This window comes from Exiguobacterium undae DSM 14481, assembly GCF_000620805.1.
In the GTDB taxonomy this organism is placed as follows: Bacteria; Bacillota; Bacilli; order Exiguobacteriales; family Exiguobacteriaceae; genus Exiguobacterium_A; species Exiguobacterium_A undae.
Map to the genome: position 1 here is coordinate 877346 of NZ_KK211187.1, position 17098 is coordinate 894443.

General features: G+C 48.3%; 14 protein-coding genes and 1 other annotated feature. Of the genes, 11 read left to right on the forward strand and 3 right to left on the reverse strand.

Annotated elements, in window-relative coordinates:
• The first annotated feature begins 111 nt into the window (after positions 1 to 111).
• The 4 genes from P397_RS0105120 to P397_RS0105135 all read left to right on the forward strand — a co-directional run bounded on the left by P397_RS0105120 (position 112) and on the right by P397_RS0105135 (position 5673).
• Positions 112 to 1143 carry a GNAT family N-acetyltransferase gene (locus P397_RS0105120; RefSeq protein WP_028105837.1) on the forward strand — a complete coding sequence of 344 codons (1032 nt, stop codon included), beginning with the start codon at positions 112 to 114 and terminating at the stop codon, positions 1141 to 1143.
• Positions 1144 to 1205: 62 nt separating this feature from the next.
• A complete protein-coding gene (locus P397_RS0105125) occupies positions 1206 to 1850 on the forward strand; it encodes an HAD family hydrolase (protein ID WP_028105838.1) in 645 nt (214 codons plus the stop codon).
• A gap of 39 nt (positions 1851 to 1889) precedes the next feature.
• Positions 1890 to 2110, forward strand: a binding site (T-box leader).
• Positions 2111 to 2157: 47 nt separating this feature from the next.
• Positions 2158 to 4563: a leucine--tRNA ligase gene (leuS, locus tag P397_RS0105130; protein ID WP_028105839.1), complete on the forward strand. Its 2406-nt coding sequence runs from the start codon at positions 2158 to 2160 to the stop codon at positions 4561 to 4563.
• Positions 4564 to 4692: 129 nt separating this feature from the next.
• On the forward strand, positions 4693 to 5673 hold the full coding sequence (locus P397_RS0105135) for a hypothetical protein (protein WP_028105840.1): 981 nt from the start codon (positions 4693 to 4695) through the stop codon (positions 5671 to 5673).
• Positions 5674 to 5707: 34 nt separating this feature from the next.
• Here the strand turns inward: P397_RS0105135 and P397_RS0105140 are convergent, their stop codons facing one another.
• Positions 5708 to 6967 (reverse strand): BaiN/RdsA family NAD(P)/FAD-dependent oxidoreductase, encoded by a 1260-nt coding sequence (locus P397_RS0105140; RefSeq protein WP_028105841.1) that lies wholly within the window; start codon positions 6965 to 6967, stop codon positions 5708 to 5710.
• A gap of 183 nt (positions 6968 to 7150) precedes the next feature.
• On the opposite strand from P397_RS0105140, the gene P397_RS17125 reads away from it, so the two are divergent.
• Together P397_RS17125 and P397_RS0105150 are read left to right on the forward strand one after the other, a co-directional pair.
• A complete protein-coding gene (locus tag P397_RS17125; RefSeq protein WP_035387580.1) occupies positions 7151 to 8815 on the forward strand; it encodes a putative polysaccharide biosynthesis protein in 1665 nt (554 codons plus the stop codon).
• A complete protein-coding gene (locus P397_RS0105150) occupies positions 8802 to 9521 on the forward strand; it encodes a pseudouridine synthase (RefSeq protein WP_028105842.1) in 720 nt (239 codons plus the stop codon). The genes P397_RS17125 and P397_RS0105150 overlap by 14 nt, the downstream gene beginning before the upstream one ends.
• A gap of 49 nt (positions 9522 to 9570) precedes the next feature.
• Here the strand turns inward: P397_RS0105150 and P397_RS0105155 are convergent, their stop codons facing one another.
• Complete coding sequence (locus P397_RS0105155; RefSeq protein ID WP_028105843.1) at positions 9571 to 10203, reverse strand: SDR family oxidoreductase; 633 nt, start codon at positions 10201 to 10203, stop codon at positions 9571 to 9573.
• 109 nt (positions 10204 to 10312) lie between these two features.
• Entirely contained in the window at positions 10313 to 10531 is a 219-nt protein-coding gene (locus P397_RS0105160; RefSeq protein WP_012371138.1) for a DeoR family transcriptional regulator, read from the reverse strand.
• 307 nt (positions 10532 to 10838) lie between these two features.
• On the opposite strand from P397_RS0105160, the gene pepV reads away from it, so the two are divergent.
• The 5 genes from pepV to pulA all read left to right on the forward strand — a co-directional run bounded on the left by pepV (position 10839) and on the right by pulA (position 17084).
• Complete coding sequence (pepV, locus tag P397_RS0105165; protein WP_028105844.1) at positions 10839 to 12236, forward strand: dipeptidase PepV; 1398 nt, start codon at positions 10839 to 10841, stop codon at positions 12234 to 12236.
• Positions 12237 to 12342: 106 nt separating this feature from the next.
• Positions 12343 to 13488: an MFS transporter gene (locus P397_RS0105170; protein WP_028105845.1), complete on the forward strand. Its 1146-nt coding sequence runs from the start codon at positions 12343 to 12345 to the stop codon at positions 13486 to 13488.
• A 5-nt stretch (positions 13489 to 13493) separates the two neighbouring features.
• Positions 13494 to 14009 (forward strand): RNA 2',3'-cyclic phosphodiesterase, encoded by a 516-nt coding sequence (gene thpR / locus P397_RS0105175; RefSeq protein WP_026832286.1) that lies wholly within the window; start codon positions 13494 to 13496, stop codon positions 14007 to 14009.
• A 9-nt stretch (positions 14010 to 14018) separates the two neighbouring features.
• Positions 14019 to 14885: a hypothetical protein gene (locus tag P397_RS0105180; RefSeq protein WP_026832287.1), complete on the forward strand. Its 867-nt coding sequence runs from the start codon at positions 14019 to 14021 to the stop codon at positions 14883 to 14885.
• Between the two features lie 39 nt (positions 14886 to 14924).
• Positions 14925 to 17084 carry a type I pullulanase gene (pulA, locus tag P397_RS0105185; RefSeq protein WP_028105846.1) on the forward strand — a complete coding sequence of 720 codons (2160 nt, stop codon included), beginning with the start codon at positions 14925 to 14927 and terminating at the stop codon, positions 17082 to 17084.
• Positions 17085 to 17098: the final 14 nt, after the last annotated feature.

Here is a 17098-nt window from a genome sequence, read left to right on the forward strand (position 1 = left end):
ATAAAATGGATTAAATAGGGTAATTATTTTTAAAAAGGAAAAATTAATTAATTAACCAAATTAAAGGGAATGGTGTTTTGTCCGGCGTGTCACGTGTTGGAGGTGAAGAAGATGAGGCAGTGTGTATTCATCGAAGATCAATCCACTTGGACGGCGCTCATAAGAGGGAAGCCGCTCGACATTTTTTACAGTTATGAGTACGTCAAGTTGAACGCACGTTCTGAAGAATCGGCTGGTTTGATTTATTTCGAGGGGCAGTCGGGCGAACTGTTTTATCCTTTTTTAAAACGGCGAATCTTTGATACACCCTACTTTGACATTATCACGCCTTACGGTTACGGCGGACCGGAAATTGTCGGGACGTTGACGCCGGAGGAATTGGCACTGGCCAAAGGTTCATTTCGGCAATGGGCAAGACAGCATCATGTCGTCTCGGAACTGATCCGGTTTAATCCGTTGACTAAAAACGAACAACAAGTTCCGGAGTGGACAGGAAAAGAATTCATTCGACATACAACCAGCATCGATCTTCGCCCCCCTGTAGACGAAATCATACAGACCTTCCATAAAAAAAATCGGAGTATGATTCGCAAGTCCTTGGCGTCTGAATTGACGGTCCGTTGTGGAGCAAAAGAGGATTTACAGACGTTCATTCAACTGTATTATCAGACGATGGACCGAAAAGACGCTTCGTTACATTATTATTTTACGACAGACTACTTTGAACAATTGTTTCAGCCGACGGCACTTTGCCGGCCTACGTTATTGATGGCCGAGTGGCGGGGGCAAACAATAGGAGCGTACTTCATCTTATTAGGTCATGACTATGCGCACGGTCATCTGATTGGTTGTCAGCGGGACGAGCATAAACTGTTTCCCAACCAACGCCTTGAATATGAAGCGATTTTGTACTCAAAAGCTGCGGGAATGGTCGAACAGCATTTGGGTGGCGGTTACAAGGAACGCGACAGTCTGTTTGAAAGCAAATGCCGTTACACCGGGTACCGGATGTTTGAATACCATCAAGGAAAAACGGTTTTATTGCCGCAAATCTACGAGCAATTATGTAAGCAGTACGGTCGGAATGAAGCGGCAAATTATTTTCCCGAGTACCGGTATCATGAGACCGTCGTCTCGACTTGAATGGACCTGACAGTCTGCGGACTGTCATTTTTTTTGGTACGCTATCGGAGGGAGGGAAAACAATGAAAAAAACTGGACTGATTTTTGATATGGATGGTGTCATTCTGGATAGTGAAATTCAATATTTTAAAGTGCATCAGCAGATGTTCCGGACATTAGCGATTCCACTCGATCGTGTTCAATACGCGACGTTCATGGGGAAAACAGGGGACGAAATGTGGCAGGAACTGATCACCCAACATGATTTGCCGCATTCGACGGAATCGTTGCTTGCACTTGAACATGAATTATTTCAACAGCATGCCAAGCCGGAAGAGTGTGGCTTAAAAGACGGTGTCCACGAGTTGATGGCTCTTGCGCGGACGGAAGGATACAAGGTGGCCATTGCGTCGTCGAGTTCACTTGAAAAAATCAAACGCGTCATCGCGCATTACGGATTGACGGTTGATGCGTATACGAGCGGATTTGAAGTCCCACGGTCGAAGCCGGATCCGGCGATTTTCCGCTTGGCGGCACAACGGATTGACCAAGCACCGGAGGCTTGTATCGTGATTGAAGATGCAACAAACGGGATGATCGGGGCGAAGGAAGCAGGAATGGAAGTCATCGCCTTGCTGGATGAGCGGATGCCGACACAAATCCTGCATCACGCGGACCACGTCGTCTCAACGCATGCGGCAATCGGAGAAATTTTACGGAACCGTTGACGATAAGGGAAGATTCAGCTTACACTAACACATAGATAGTCAATTGCGACGAACTGAAGTAGTAAGGGAGTCATTCCGTTTAGAGAGCTGGTGGTCGGTGCAAACCAGTCGGGATCGTCCGTGAACTCGTCAGGGAGCATGATTCGTGAACAGAAGTAGCGAATCCGGTCCTTCACACCGTTATCCGTGAATCAAGTGGTCTGTCTCGGCAGACAACGTGGGTGGTACCGCGGGAGACAAACCGGTCTTTCGTCCCTATTCCTAGGGGCGGAGACCGGTTTTTTGTATATTCAGAGGAGGAATAGAGATGCCGTACAATCATCGCGAGATCGAACCAAAATGGCAAGCACGTTGGGAGCAAGACAATGCGTTCGTAACAACAGAAGATCCAGAAAAAGAAGGATTTTATGCGCTAGACATGTTTCCATATCCATCGGGAGCTGGACTGCATGTCGGACACCCGGAAGGATACACGGCAACGGATATCCTCGCCCGTATGAAACGCATGCAAGGTTATAACGTTCTTCATCCAATGGGATGGGATGCATTTGGTCTACCGGCGGAACAATACGCCCTTGATACGGGAAATGATCCGCGGGAGTTCACTGCTCAAAACATCGAGACGTTTAAACGTCAGTTAAAAGATTTAGGATTTTCTTACGATTGGGACCGTGAAATCAATACGACGGATCCGAAATACTACAAATGGACACAGTGGATCTTTACGCAGTTGTATGAAAAAGGACTCGCGTTTGTCGATGAAGTCGCCGTCAACTGGTGCCCGGCACTTGGAACCGTGCTTGCGAACGAAGAAGTCATCGACGGCTTATCTGAACGTGGAAACCATCCGGTCGTCCGTGTCCCGATGCGTCAGTGGGTCTTGAAGATCACGGATTATGCCGAACGGTTATTGGAAGATTTGGACGAGCTCGATTGGCCGGAATCCGTCAAGGAAATGCAACGGAACTGGATCGGTAAATCGGAAGGGGCGGAAATCGACTTTACGATTGACGGTCACAAAAAGCAAGTGACGGTCTTCACGACGCGTCCGGATACCGTATTCGGAGCGACTTATCTTGTCCTTGCGCCGGAGCATCCGTTTGTTTCGGATATCACGACAGCCGATCATGCAGAAGCCGTCAACACGTACATTGCGTCGGTTCAGACAAAATCTGATTTGGAGCGGACGGATCTCGCGAAAGAAAAAACGGGTGTCTTCACAGGCGCATTTGCCGTCAATCCAATTTCCGGCGAACGTCTTCCGATTTGGATCGCGGACTATGTCTTGTCAACTTACGGCACGGGAGCCATCATGGCAGTTCCGGCACACGATGAGCGGGATCACGAGTTTGCGAAACAGTTTGACCTTCCGATCATTGAAGTCGTACAAGGCGGCAACGTCGAGGAAGCGGCATATACGGGAGAAGGCGAACATGTCAACTCACAGATGCTCGACGGACTTTCAAAACAAGATGCGATCGACACGATCATCGCGGAACTGGAGACGAACCAAGTCGGCCGCAAGAAGATTACCTTCCGTCTACGGGACTGGTTGTTTAGTCGTCAACGGTACTGGGGCGAACCGATTCCGGTCGTCCATATGGAAGACGGAACGATGAAAACATTGGATAAATCGGAATTACCACTTGAGTTACCAATCATTCCTGAAATCAAGCCTTCCGGCACGGGAGAATCGCCGCTTGCGCTTGCGGAAGATTGGCTTGACTACACGGATCCCGTCACTGGACTCAAAGGGCGCCGTGAAACGAACACGATGCCGCAATGGGGCGGAAGCTGCTGGTACTATCTTCGTTTCATCGATCCGCATAACGAAGACGCGATCGCGGATCCGGAGAAATTAAAGTATTGGCTACCGGTTGACATTTATATCGGTGGAGCAGAGCATGCCGTTCTTCACTTGCTGTACGCCCGTTTCTGGCATAAAGTCTTGTACGACATCGGTGTCGTACCGACGAAGGAACCGTTCCAGAAGCTATATAACCAAGGGATGATCCTTGGCGAAAACAACGAAAAGATGTCGAAATCACGCGGAAACGTCATCAATCCGGATGAAATCGTCAAATCACACGGAGCCGATACGCTTCGTTTATATGAAATGTTCATGGGACCACTCGATGCGTCCGTTTCGTGGTCTGAAAATGGACTCGATGGAGCACGCCGCTTCCTGGATCGTGTCTGGCGTCTGTTCGAACGGACGGCTGATATTCAAGACGTGACGACGGTCGATGCGGACTTCGAACGCGTTTACCATCAGACGGTCAAAAAAGTAACGGAAGACTTCACGAACATTCAATTCAACACAGGGATCTCGCAGTTGATGGTCTTCGTTAACGAAGCGAACAAACAACCTGTATTGCCGCGCCACTTCCTGCGTGGATTCGTTCAATTGTTGACACCGGTTGCACCGCACCTCGGTGAAGAGTTATGGGAACAACTTGGTTTTGAGGACACGTTGACGTATGCCGCTTGGCCGACGTTTGACGAGACGAAACTCGTGAGTGATACGATGGAATTCGTCATTCAAGTCAACGGAAAAGTCCGTTCGAAACTCGTCATCGGTATCGACGCAACAAAAGAAGAAATTGAAACACTTGCATTTGCGGATGAAAAAACGCAAGAGTGGATTGGCGATAAAACGGTTCGGAAAGTGATTGTCGTTCCGAAGAAATTGATTAACATCGTAGCGAACTAACGAAAACCCCCTCGTCTGAAGTGTTCAGGCAAGGGGGTTTTGTCGATATCCGTCGCAAGTCCGCTTTTTTTTTAGGGCGCCTTCTGCTAAACTGAATCAGAAACCGAGACAGAAAGGCGATTTGTGTAAATGAAACGAACTTATATAGTCTATACAACGATTTTTGCCGTTGTCTCCGGTCTGATTCTTTGCGTGTTGCTCGTTTTCTCGAAACCAGAAACGGTGGCACAAATCCAAGAGACCTTCGCAAAAATTGAGACACAATCCAAACATCAGGCAGCAGTGAAACAAGTTCCGCCTAAAACACCTTCTTCGATCCCGAATCCGGAAGAACCGTTGATCAAAAATGTCCAGCAGATGTTATACGATGATTCCATCGGCTCGTATCTCGTCGTGACGGAAGATTATCGGTTTTTTGAAATCAGTGGAACCGGTGAACGGATCAATGCCTCTTTCCAAATTGAAGAGGACGGAAAGTTAATGTTGTCAGGACTGGACGGCATGACACTCGTCGACGGAGAAACTGTCGCCTTGTTGACTTCCAATCAGATTCTGGTGACCGTGAAGCGAGAAGACGGCGTCTGGAAGGAAGACAAACGGGAAAAAGTAGCCGGTACGACGATCCGGGACAGTTTTCACGGACTTGGTTACGATATGAAGCAAAAACAGTTTTATACGATCAACCATATCCGTTCCTTAAATCGAAGCGAGTTGACATATTTTGCGACGAAGCAAGATGAACTTAAAATCGATCCGGATGCGACGGCCAAGGAAAAGCGGTTGTTAAAGAAAAAGCAAAAACCACCGTATTTGACGGTCGTCGCCCGAAAACGCATCGATACGGCAAGCGGAATGCGCAGTGATGCCAAAAAAGCCTTTACGGAGAACTTCCGGCCGATTGGTCTTGCCGAACGACAAGGTCGGATTTATACGCTTGATTCGGAAGCGTTATACCTGTATTCGATTGATACGAAGGATGTGACGATCACAGGAGAGTCAGCCAGCCCGAAAGTATACGGTGCGGAAGGAATATTTGTTCAGGACAATGAGTTATTTGCTCTGATTGAGACGGACAAGTTTTCGAGTCGCTCCTTTACGCCAATCGATTAAAAAGGCTAGCTCCCTGACGGAACTAGCCTTTTTTTTATGTCGCTGTGAGGGCAGCGTTCGTCCCGGCGCAGTGTCCGGTCACGAAAGCAGCCGTAATGTTGTAACCACCGGTGTAGCCGTGGATATCTAAGATTTCACCGGCAAAAAACAATCCGTCGGCTTTCTTCGACATCATCGTTTTCGGCTGGATTTCCTTGATGGACACGCCGCCTCCCGTGACGAATGCTTTATCAAAATCGAGTGTCCCGATGGCTTGAAGCGGGAACCGCTTGAGTGTCGCCAGAAACTCGGTGAAGTCTTGTTTTTTGATTTGAGTACAGACTTCGTCACCAAAACCGATTCGGGCGAACAACAAATCGAGCAGCCGTTCCGGTACAAAACCTTTCAACGCATTGCGGACCGTTTTCTTCGGATTCGCCGACAAGGCGGCTTGGAAACGTTCGGTCAAAGCGCCAATTGATTCTTCGGGGAACAGATCAATCGAAAGGTGAACGACCCGTTCACCGGAGCGTTTTCGTTCCTTGATCGTATATTGACTGCACCGTAAAGCAATTGGACCACTCAGTCCGAAATGGGTGAACAGTAAATCACCGGTATGGGTTTTGATCGGCTTGTCCTTTTTTCCGTGAACAGTCAAGGCGACGTCACGTAACGACAGACCTTGTAACGTTTTTTCCTGGATAAACAAGTCGTTTAACAAGATCGGAACTTCCGTCGGGAATAGCTCCGTAATCGTATGACCGGCTTTTTGTGCCCACGGATAACCGTCGCCGGTTGATCCCGTATGCGGCACCGATTGTCCGCCGACAGCGACGACACAGCTTTTGGCTTCAAGTCGGGTCCCGTCAGCCAATAAAACGGCTGCGAACGAACCGTCCGGATGGAATTCAAGGGTCGCGACTTCGGCATTGATCTGAATTTCTGCACCATGTTGCCGGATTTGATCAATCAAAACGCGGACGACATCGGCTGCTTTATCGGAAACGGGAAACATCCGTCCGTTGTCTTCTTCTTTTAAGGCCACACCGAACCCTTCGAACAGTTCGATGATCGATTCATTATTGAACTGAGAAAAGGCGCTGTAGAGGAAACGGCCGTTTCCCGGAATCGATTGAACGAGTTCCTCGAGTGGTTTGCGGTTCGTGACGTTACATCGACCGCCGCCGGAAATGGCAAGCTTCCGACCAAGTTTACTTCCTTTATCGAGCAAGAGCGTCTTTGCTCCTGCCTGTAACGAGGCGAGTGTTGCCATTAAGCCGCTGGGCCCGCCTCCGATTACGATTACATCATACATGTGGTCACCTCATTCGTTAGATTCTGCTTGTTCCACTTTAGCAGAAGTTTGTTCTGTAAACAAACCGTCTCTTTCTTTTATGGAAGCTGAGCGGTATAATGATTTGCAATTGTGCAAGAGAGAACTTGTATATTGAGACGTCGGTCGATTCAAGAAAAAATAGAAAGTGCGAGGAAGGTTATCATGTCCACTGTCAGCAAAAAACAAGAGACTTCATCAAGCAATACCGGCTTCGTTCGTGGAACGATGCTGCTGTCGGGCGCATCACTCATTTCACGTGCCCTTGGTTTGATCTATCTGTTTCCGTTCCAGTTCATGGTCGGAGCGACAGGTATCATGTTTTATACGTACGCCTATAACTATTATGCCATCATGATTGGTCTTGCGACGGCCGGTATCCCGGTTGCGGTCTCGAAGTTTGTCGCGAAGTACAATGCGATGGGGGAATATGACACGAGTGAACGGTTGTACCGTTCAGGACTGAAAATCATGTCCATCACCGGTGTGATTTCATTCTTAGCTTTATTTCTACTGGCTCCGTATTTGGCCCACCGTGCGATCCCCGGAGGAGACGTCAATTCGGCAGCATACATTGATGCCGTCACGATGACGATTCGTGGTGTCAGTTTCGCCTTGATACTGATTCCGGCAATGAGTATGACGCGTGGATATTTCCAAGGGTACCAATCGATGGGACCGACGGCGATTTCGCAAATTCTGGAACAGATTGTCCGCATCATCTTTTTACTGGCCGGTGTCAGCATCGCGATTTATTTGTTTGATTCAGATGCGGCCTGGGCCGCGACGATTGCGACGTTCAGTGCCTTCATCGGTGCGATCGGCAGCGTCGCCGTGCTTGTCTACTATTTCCGCAAACGGGCACCCGGTCTAAAAGCCATGCGTGACGGTCAAACGGTCGTGTCACCCGACCGCCCGCTGTCCGGTCTGTATAAAGAGTTGTTGACCTATGCGATTCCGATCGTCATGGTCGGCTTATCAACACCGCTCTATCAGGTCATCGATCAAAATACGATGAACGCGGCCTTACAAAGCATCGGTTATACGTTGGAAGCAGCAGGAAATGCGACGGCCTATCTGATTGCAGATAGTCATAAAATCGTCTTGATTCCAGTGTCGGTCGCAACCGGGTTGTCGTTATCAGCGACACCTCTGTTGACGGCATCTTTTACACAAGGCGATATGCGAAAAGTCCGGAAACAGATTTCGCAAATTTACCAGCTGGCCTTTTTCGTCACGATTCCGGCTGTCGTCGGGATGATCTTATTAAGTGAAGAAACGTTCCGCGTCCTGTTCCCGAAAGATCAAGCAGCGTGGGTGTACCTGTTGAGTTATGCACCAAGTGCATTGTTCCTTGCGCTTTATTCGGTCACGGCGGCTGTCCTGCAAGGGATCAACCGACAATATTTTACGATTGTCGCGACGCTTGCCGGTCTGCTGACGAAATATCTGCTCAATGCACCGTTGATTCATTGGGTGGGCGACGGAACGGGTGCCGGGTATGCAACGATACTCGGGTACCTCGTCGCAACAGGATTAATGTTCTTTCGCATCACGCAAACGGTCAAATTTCCGTTCAGCACGGTCTTGCGGCGGACGTCGCTCATCATGATTCTCAGTGCGATCATGGGAGCGAGTGTCGCGCTTGTCAAATGGGGCTTAACGAGTTGGCTGCCTGAAACGATGCTTGGTTCGCTGACCGTTTTGATTGTCGGTGCAGGTGTCGGAATCGGCGTATTCGCCGGGCTTGCGATTTGGAGTGGATTGGCAGAAGCTGTACTTGGACGAAAATTTTCAATGAAACGAGGACGAGGAAATGCGTCTAGATAAATTACTCTCAAACATGGGAGCCGGATCGCGCAAAGAAGTAAAACAATTACTCAAATCCGGTGCGATTCAAGTTGACGGAGAAATCGTGTACGATCCGAAGCAACATGTCGATACCGAACAGCAACACGTACTTTTATACGGGGAACCGGTCACGTATCAAAAGTTCATCTATTTGATGATGAACAAACCACCGGGTGTGATCAGTGCAACAGAAGACAAGCGGGATCAAACCGTCATCGATTTATTATTCGAAGATGTCACCTACTTCAAGCCGTTTCCGGTTGGTCGACTCGACAAGGACACGGAAGGGTTATTGTTGCTGACGAACGATGGTTCATTCAACCACGCGTTGATGTCGCCGAAAAAGCATGTTGAAAAAGTTTACTATGCCGAAGTCATCGGTATGTTGACGGAAGACGACATCGAGGAAGTGGCGGAAGGCGTGACGCTTGAAGATGGATACAAAACGAAACCGGGTAAGCTGGTCATTCTGGAAGCGACGGAAGACACGTCGACACTCGAGTTGACGATTACGGAAGGTAAGTTCCATCAGGTCAAACGGATGATGCTTGCGCTCGGGAAAGAAGTGACGTATCTGAAGCGTTTGTCGATTGGACAGTTACCGCTTGATCCGACGCTTGAAGCCGGGGAATACCGTGAATTGACACGAGGCGAATTGGCCTTGTTTGACTGGAAACCGGAATGAACAAAGGACGCTCTTCTTAATGGAAGAGCGTCCTTTGTTGATTATTCGATTATTGGTTGCGAAGTGCTTCGGCGATCGGGAATGGACCACTTAATACTTCGAACTGACGTGTTTGTGTCGGGTGATCGATTAAGGTCACGAAAAGTGCTGCGACATCGTCACGCGGAACTTCACGTCCTTCATAGGACTCAAAATGTTCTTTTGTCTCAATCGTACCGGTCGGCTCATCATAGCTGAGTGGACCCGGACGGACGATTGTATAATCAAGACCACTCTCTTTTAAATGGCGGTCCGCTGCACCTTTTGATTCAAGGTAAACTTTTAAATCACCTTGCGGATGATCAGCACCAACTGAACTGAGCATTAAGAAGCGTTCGATGCCGTTGGCTTTTGCCGCATCGATGACTTTGATGGCACCATCCTGATCGACAGCACGTGTTAATTCTTCAGAAGCACCACCGGCACCGGCTGCGAAGATGACGACGTCGGCATCCTTGACGACTCCTGTAACGTCCTTCGTCAAATCACCGAGGCGGACTTCAGAAGCGCCCAGTGCGATTAAATCATTGATTTGATTTTCTTCCCGTACGACGGCAATGGCTTGATGCTGTCCCTGTTTGCCGATCAATTCCACCATTTTCCGACCTGTTGTTCCGTTTGCTCCAATAATTAAAATATTCATAAGCTCATCTCCTTCTCAAACTAGATATACCCTGCTTGAAAAAAAAATAACAAAAAAAGACGCGAAGGATTCGCGTCGTAACAGAAAATAGTGTGATGAAACATCTTAATCAGCCGGCTTGTCGTTGTTTTTTACTTGATGTCCAAGTACCGCGTCTTGGGCTTACAATGAGGTTGTTGTATTCGAGCACATTCAAGTCACGCTGGACGGTTCTTGACGTAATGCCGAACTCTTCAACCAAGTCTGCTGTCGTAGTAGCTCCGTTCTCATTAATATAGAGATAAATCGATTTAATCCGGGTCAACATACGGTCTGTAGAATCTTTCATTGGTATAACCACTCCCCCAATGGATAGAATAGTGTTCTAAAGCTTCGGGTGACAAAAGACGATGATTCATTAAGTTGTTTCGCCTTTAGTATAACGCTTTTGCTATAGAATGCAAGTAATTTAACCGAACGTTTTCAAAAAACACACATTCAATCAATACTCATTAACGAATGAGGAGTCTTTTTTATGACGTTAATGTTCGTTTAAAAGCTAATGACAAAAGATTTAGTATTTTGGATGTTCGTAAATGTCAAATTTTCGCTATACTTAGAGATGAACGAATTAGCGGACAAGGGAGAGAAGTCAAATGGTCAATTGGAAAGAAGAAGTATTGGCTCGACGCGAAGATCTTTTAACCGATTTAAAAGATCTGTTGCGGATTCCAAGTATCCTCGATGAGACGACGATTCAAGAAGGGGCACCGTTTGGTGGAGAAGTCAAACGCGCACTCGATTGGATGCTTGCGCTCGGAGAACGGGATGGATTCATCACAAAAAATGTCGACGGTTATGCCGGACATCTTGAATACGGTCAAGGACAGGAATTACTCGGGATTTTATGTCACTTGGACGTCGTCCCTGCCGGAGGCGATAACTGGACGTATGGACCGTTTAATCCGACGCTTTCAGATGGAAAGTTGTACGCTCGGGGAGCAATCGATGATAAAGGACCGACGATGGCGGCCTATTATGCGTTGAAAATCGTTAAGGAGTTAGGTTTGCCTCTTTCCAAACGAATTCGCTTGATTGCAGGCGGGGATGAAGAAAGCGAATGGCGTTGTGTGAACCATTACTTCAAACATGAAGAAATGCCGACGCTTGGATTTGCACCGGACGCTGATTTCCCGATCATCAATGCGGAAAAAGGATTGTACGATGGTTTGCTGACACAGGGTAAACCCGTCCAAGCAGCGGACACCGGCTACCAGCTCGTCCATTTTGAAGGCGGAGAACGTCCGAATATGGTTCCGGGACATGCGACGGCAACTGTTCATGTCGCGGAGTATGGCACGATTGAAGATTCATTCCATCAGCATCTGGAAGAACAAGGATTGACGGGAACCGTGAAGCAGACGGCAGAAGGACTCGTCTTTGAGGTAATCGGAGTCGCGGCGCATGCGATGGAGCCGGACAACGGTAAAAATGCAGCGCTCCATTTGGCACGTTTCTTAAGTACACTTCATCTGGATTACAACGGTCGCCGTTACATCGAGATGGCGATGCATATGTTCCGTGATTCCCGTGGTGTTGCGCTGGGGGTTGCGGCATCGGACGAAACGGGAGACTTGACGATCAACGGAGGTGTGTTCCGTTACGAAAACGGTCAAGGAACAGCTTCGATCAACATTCGTTATCCATACAGTGCCGATTTTACGGAACGGTTGCAACTGATCAAAGAAGCTGCGATCGCATACGGCTTTGAATTACAAACACGCACACATATGACACCGCACCATGTCGATCCGGATCATGAATTGGTTCGCACGCTGAGTGCCGTCTATGAACGACAGACCAACCAAAAAGCAGACTTGATCGCCATCGGTGGCGGCACATACGCCCGTTCGCTGACGGCTGGTGTTGCTTTTGGACCGGTCTTCCCGGGTGGACCAGAAGTGGCGCACCAAGTCGATGAGTATGTCGATTTCGAAGAGTTGCTGTTAGCAGTCGCCATTTATGCAGAAGCGATTTACGAATTGGCGAAATGACGTCAACAAGCACCAACCGGACATTTGTCTGTCCGTGAATTTTATATGAAATGAATCCCCCGCATCCATCGTGATAGGGGGATTGATTCTTAAAAGGGAGTCGATTGTGATTCATCGTCAAAAATATCATTTCCAAGCACTCTATTTTTTCATCTTTTTTGCGCAAGGTGCACTTATTCCGTATTTAACACTTTATTTTTCAAATGATGCGTTTCAGTTATCGGCTTCCGAAATTGGAACGATTGTCGCAATCGGTCCAATCCTGTCGATTGTCTTGCAACCGTTATGGGGAATGGCAGCCGATCGGTTTGGTCGTCCGAAACGATTGTTGCTTGTCGCTTTGCTTGCGGCCGGTGTTTTGACGCTCAGTTATTTGCTGACATCCGTGTATCTCTTATTGCTGTTGATCGCTTCTCTGTGGGCACTGTTCCAATGTGCCCACATTCCGCTCGTCGACACGTTGGCGATTGAATTCTCGAAACGGAAGTCAGTGGATTACGGGGCCTTACGCTTGTTTGGTTCTGCCGGTTTTGCACTTGCCGTGTTCATTTTGGGGCAGGTGACGGAACAGGGGACACTCGGTGCCATCTTTTATGCGAGTGGAGCAGCCATGGTCCTCGGCTTCCTGGTCCTGATCGGAATCGAAGAAGAAACAGTCGAGTCTGTCACGCGCGAACACGTACCGTTAGCCAAACTGTTTTCGAATAAACGGTTTTTACTATTTTTAGCCGGGGGAAGTCTGATTTTTGGTCCGATTTTCGCGAATAACTATTATTTTGGAAGTTACGTGACGATTCGTGGGGAATCGACGGCACTCGTCGGCACGTTATTTTTTGTGGCAGTCTTATGTGAAATTCCATTCATGCGTATTGCGACACGGGTGATGATGCGGGTTGGTCCGATTCCTGTCCTGGTGTTCGTTTCTTTATTATCTGCCTTACGAACCGGTATCTTGGCACTGGAACCACCCATTTATACGTTATGGCTACTCGCTGCCCTGCAAGGACTGATCATCGGGTTACTGATTCCCGTTGCGCTCGACTACGTGCGCTCGCTTGTTCCGCCTTCGACGGTCGCGACGGCAGTCAGTACCTATATGGCGACAACAACAGGTCTTGCGACTGCTTTGTTTAACTTAATGAGTGGGATTGTTTTTGATCAAAGTACCATCTATGCGGTATTTTGGGTATATACAGGTAGTAGCTTGTTAGGTGCTGGTTTGTATTTGATCAGCGCAAAAATCAAGGAGTGATCCGCGTGGAACAACATTATTTCATTGCTCTTTCGACAGCGGACGAAACGCTGACCCAGTATGCGTCTGCGTTAAAATTGCATGATTACTACAAGACGGTGTACGAACCGGATGAATATCATCTGACCCTTCGATTTTTGGGTGCACTGACAGAATCGGAGCTACTGAATTGGCGACAACGTCTGGCAGAAATCGCTCAAACGATTTCTCCTTTTACATTAGAAATGGATCATCTCGAACGGTTTGGTCTGGCGGAGCGACCTCGTGTGTTCGCGGTTGGTCCGCGGCGTGAAGAAACGTTAGTTCAACTTGCGGCTCAACTGGATCCCAAGCCTTCTAAACCGTTTGTTCCGCACATCACCCTGGCGAAAAAGTGGAATCAAGAAGTGTCCCTGCTTCCACCGGAACAAACTCCTTCTTTCAGCATATCGGTGAAAGAAATCGTTCTCTATAAAATTTGCCCCGCCGATCGACCGCGTTATCAGGCTGATACACGGTTTCGAATCGGGAAGAAACAATGAGGTGACACGATGGCATTATTGATGAAACTGTATGATTTGGAAAGCCGGTATGAACGAAATCCGTTGGAAGTCTCAAAACGTTTTAAGGAACAACAGATTGTGGATCATGCAAACGTCTTGAAAAAATGGGAGACCGGTGAACTGTTTCCGGGTGAGACCATCGTCCGTCCTAAAAAATGGTGGCAACCCTTTAAAAAAGCGGAAGTGTTTCAAGTCCCCGGAAAACAAATTTCGAAGTCCGCTTTTGAGAAATGGTATAAAAAACGGGTGGAAGTCCAAAAGCTGATTTATGTCGCCGGCGGTGCGACGGAAGAAGACATTTGGCGGTTACCGTTAAGACGGCATCTGGATTTTTATCAAATGCTGCATCTGCTGAATGATCAGTACGGAATGTTTTATCGTGCCGTCATTCATTATCAGCAAGGTGAAGTCGAACTCAGTCCTTTTATCGTCGGTCCGTCGGCAATCTATGTGCTCGATTGGCTGGACGGAGAAGAAAGTATCTACCATATCAAACGAAGCAAACTTTGGCGGGAACAGCCTTTTAAAGCCTCTCCAAAAAATATCGTCAATCCGTTGATCAGCTTGAAACGGACGGAAGATGTCCTGCGGACGATTCTTGGAGTGGACTTTATGTTACCGATCGAACGCGTCGTCATCGCTTCGCAAGGGTATTTTGATCAAATCCCGAAGGAAACGACAACGACCTATGTCAGTAAAGTGGATTTCACGGAGTGGTTGCGGAAAATGAACGCGTCCGCGCCGCATACAAAAGCGTTTCAAATGCGGGTCTGTGAACACATATTAAAGGAAACGGCGTCCATTACCTTTCAGATGGCACTTAACAGTCAAGAAAACGAACGGATTCGGGAATGAGGAGGGAAGCGACAAGATCGCCGATTGTCGCGCGAACAGATGATAAACAGTGAATCGGGAACACAACAAATCAAACTCATCTCAGCCGAGTTCATGACATTTCAAACCATCTCGATGGAGACGACGACGTGGTTTTCGCAAGAAGACTTTGTTTTGATATCCGACGGACAGCCGATCGACTACCAAATCAGCAATCAGGAAGAACGGGACGGGCACGTCACATTGACACTGCTACTTGATCGTTCCGTTGACATAGAGCGTTGTTATGAAGTTGTATTTATGAATCAGGAGCGGTACCGTGTCCGTCCGAGTCGAATCGTCCGAACGTTATTGTTCGACAGCAGATACAGTTACGAAGGACCTTTAGGGTTGGTCATGCAGAAAGAAACCATGACATTGCATGTCTGGTCGCCGCTGGCAGAACAGATTGAGTGTGTTCTGTACACGCCGGAAGAAGAAGAACTGGAAACAATTGAGCTGGTTCGAGCAGAGCGGGGCGTACACCGTTTAGTGTTGCCGCGTCAACGCGAACATTGCTTGTACCGTTACCGCGTCACGACGTACCTCGGAACGACGGAAATCGTCGATCCTTATGCCAAAGCAATCAGTGTCAACGGACGTTTTGGCGTGTTGCTTGATGTAGAACATGAAATTCGACAACGTTTTCCGAAACGACAAAAGCGACCGATCCTGATCAAACCGACGGATGCGATTGTTTATGAAGCTCATATTCGTGATTTTACGATTGATCCGTCGTCAGGTTCAACACACCCGGGACAATATGTAGGGGTCTCGGAGTCGGGAACTGTTTCGCCGGAAGGGCGGACGACAGGACTGGATTATTTACTTGAGCTCGGCGTGACGCACATGCAATTGCTTCCGGTTCATTTCTTTTCAACGACAGAAGAAAAAAGCCGCCTTCCGTATAACTGGGGATATGATCCTGAGCAGTGGTTCGCACTGGCGGGAAGTTATGCGAGCAATCCATCTGATCCTACGGTCCGGATTTTGGAATACGTCGAGATGATCGAACGATTGCATGCGGCAGGAATCCGGGTGACGTTTGATGTCGTCATGAATCACGTGTACATCCGTGAACGATCAGCACTGGAACATCTGGTGCCGGGTTATTATTTCCGGTATGAACTGGACGGTACGCTCGCGAACGGAACGGGTGTCGGAAATGATACAGCATCGGAGCGTTTTATGATGAGACGACTGATCGTAGACTGTTTGACGTACTTCGCAGAAGTTTTCCGGATTGATGCCTTCCGATTTGATTTGATGGGGATTCACGACATCGAAACGATGAATGCCGTTCGTTCTGCACTGGATGTCATCGATCCGACCATTCTCGTATACGGAGAAGGATGGGATTTGGCGACGCCGTTGCCGTATCGTCAAAAAGCAATCAGTTCCTTGGCGTCACAGATGCCGGGTATTGCCCATTTTAACGATGTCTTCCGTGATGCTTTAAAGGGATCGACGTTTAGCGAAACCGATCGGGGATTCATTTCCGGTGACGGTTGGCGGGAAGGGGAGGTTCGAAACGGGATGGCGGGCAGTGTCACGATTGCCCACCAGACAGACGGGCGTTTTCCGGAACCAACCTATTCGATCAATTACGTTGAGGCGCATGATAACCATACGTTGTATGACAAATTGCTCCTTTCAAGACCGGATCTCGAAGAACCGACCCGTTTGCGGATGAGTCGACTTGCCCAAACGATCATTTTTTTATCAGCGGGGATTCCGTTTATTCATGCCGGACAGGAGTTCGGACGGACCAAACAAGGGGTCGAGAACAGCTACAATGCCCCGGATGCCATCAATCGACTGGACTGGACGTTACGCGACAAGCATTTTGAAATGGTCGAGTACCTCAAAAACATCTTACAAATCCGCCGGATGCATGGTGGATTCCGCCTTCATCGCGCCAATCAAATTCAAGAACTGTTTCATTTCTTGCCGATGCGTCCGGGTGTCATCGCCTACGAAGTGGAGGCGGTCCATTCCTATGATGCCTGGCAACGGACGTTGGTCGTGCACAATGTGACGATGGAGCCGGTTGAGGTGGCACTCGATCACAGCAGGTGGAACGTACATGTTCAGGGTGACTATGCCTCCGTCACACCGATTGAGAAAGGTGTCGCGCAGATCACGGTCCTTCCGTTGTCAACAACGATCGCAACATGTTAAGATAAACTTTGTGC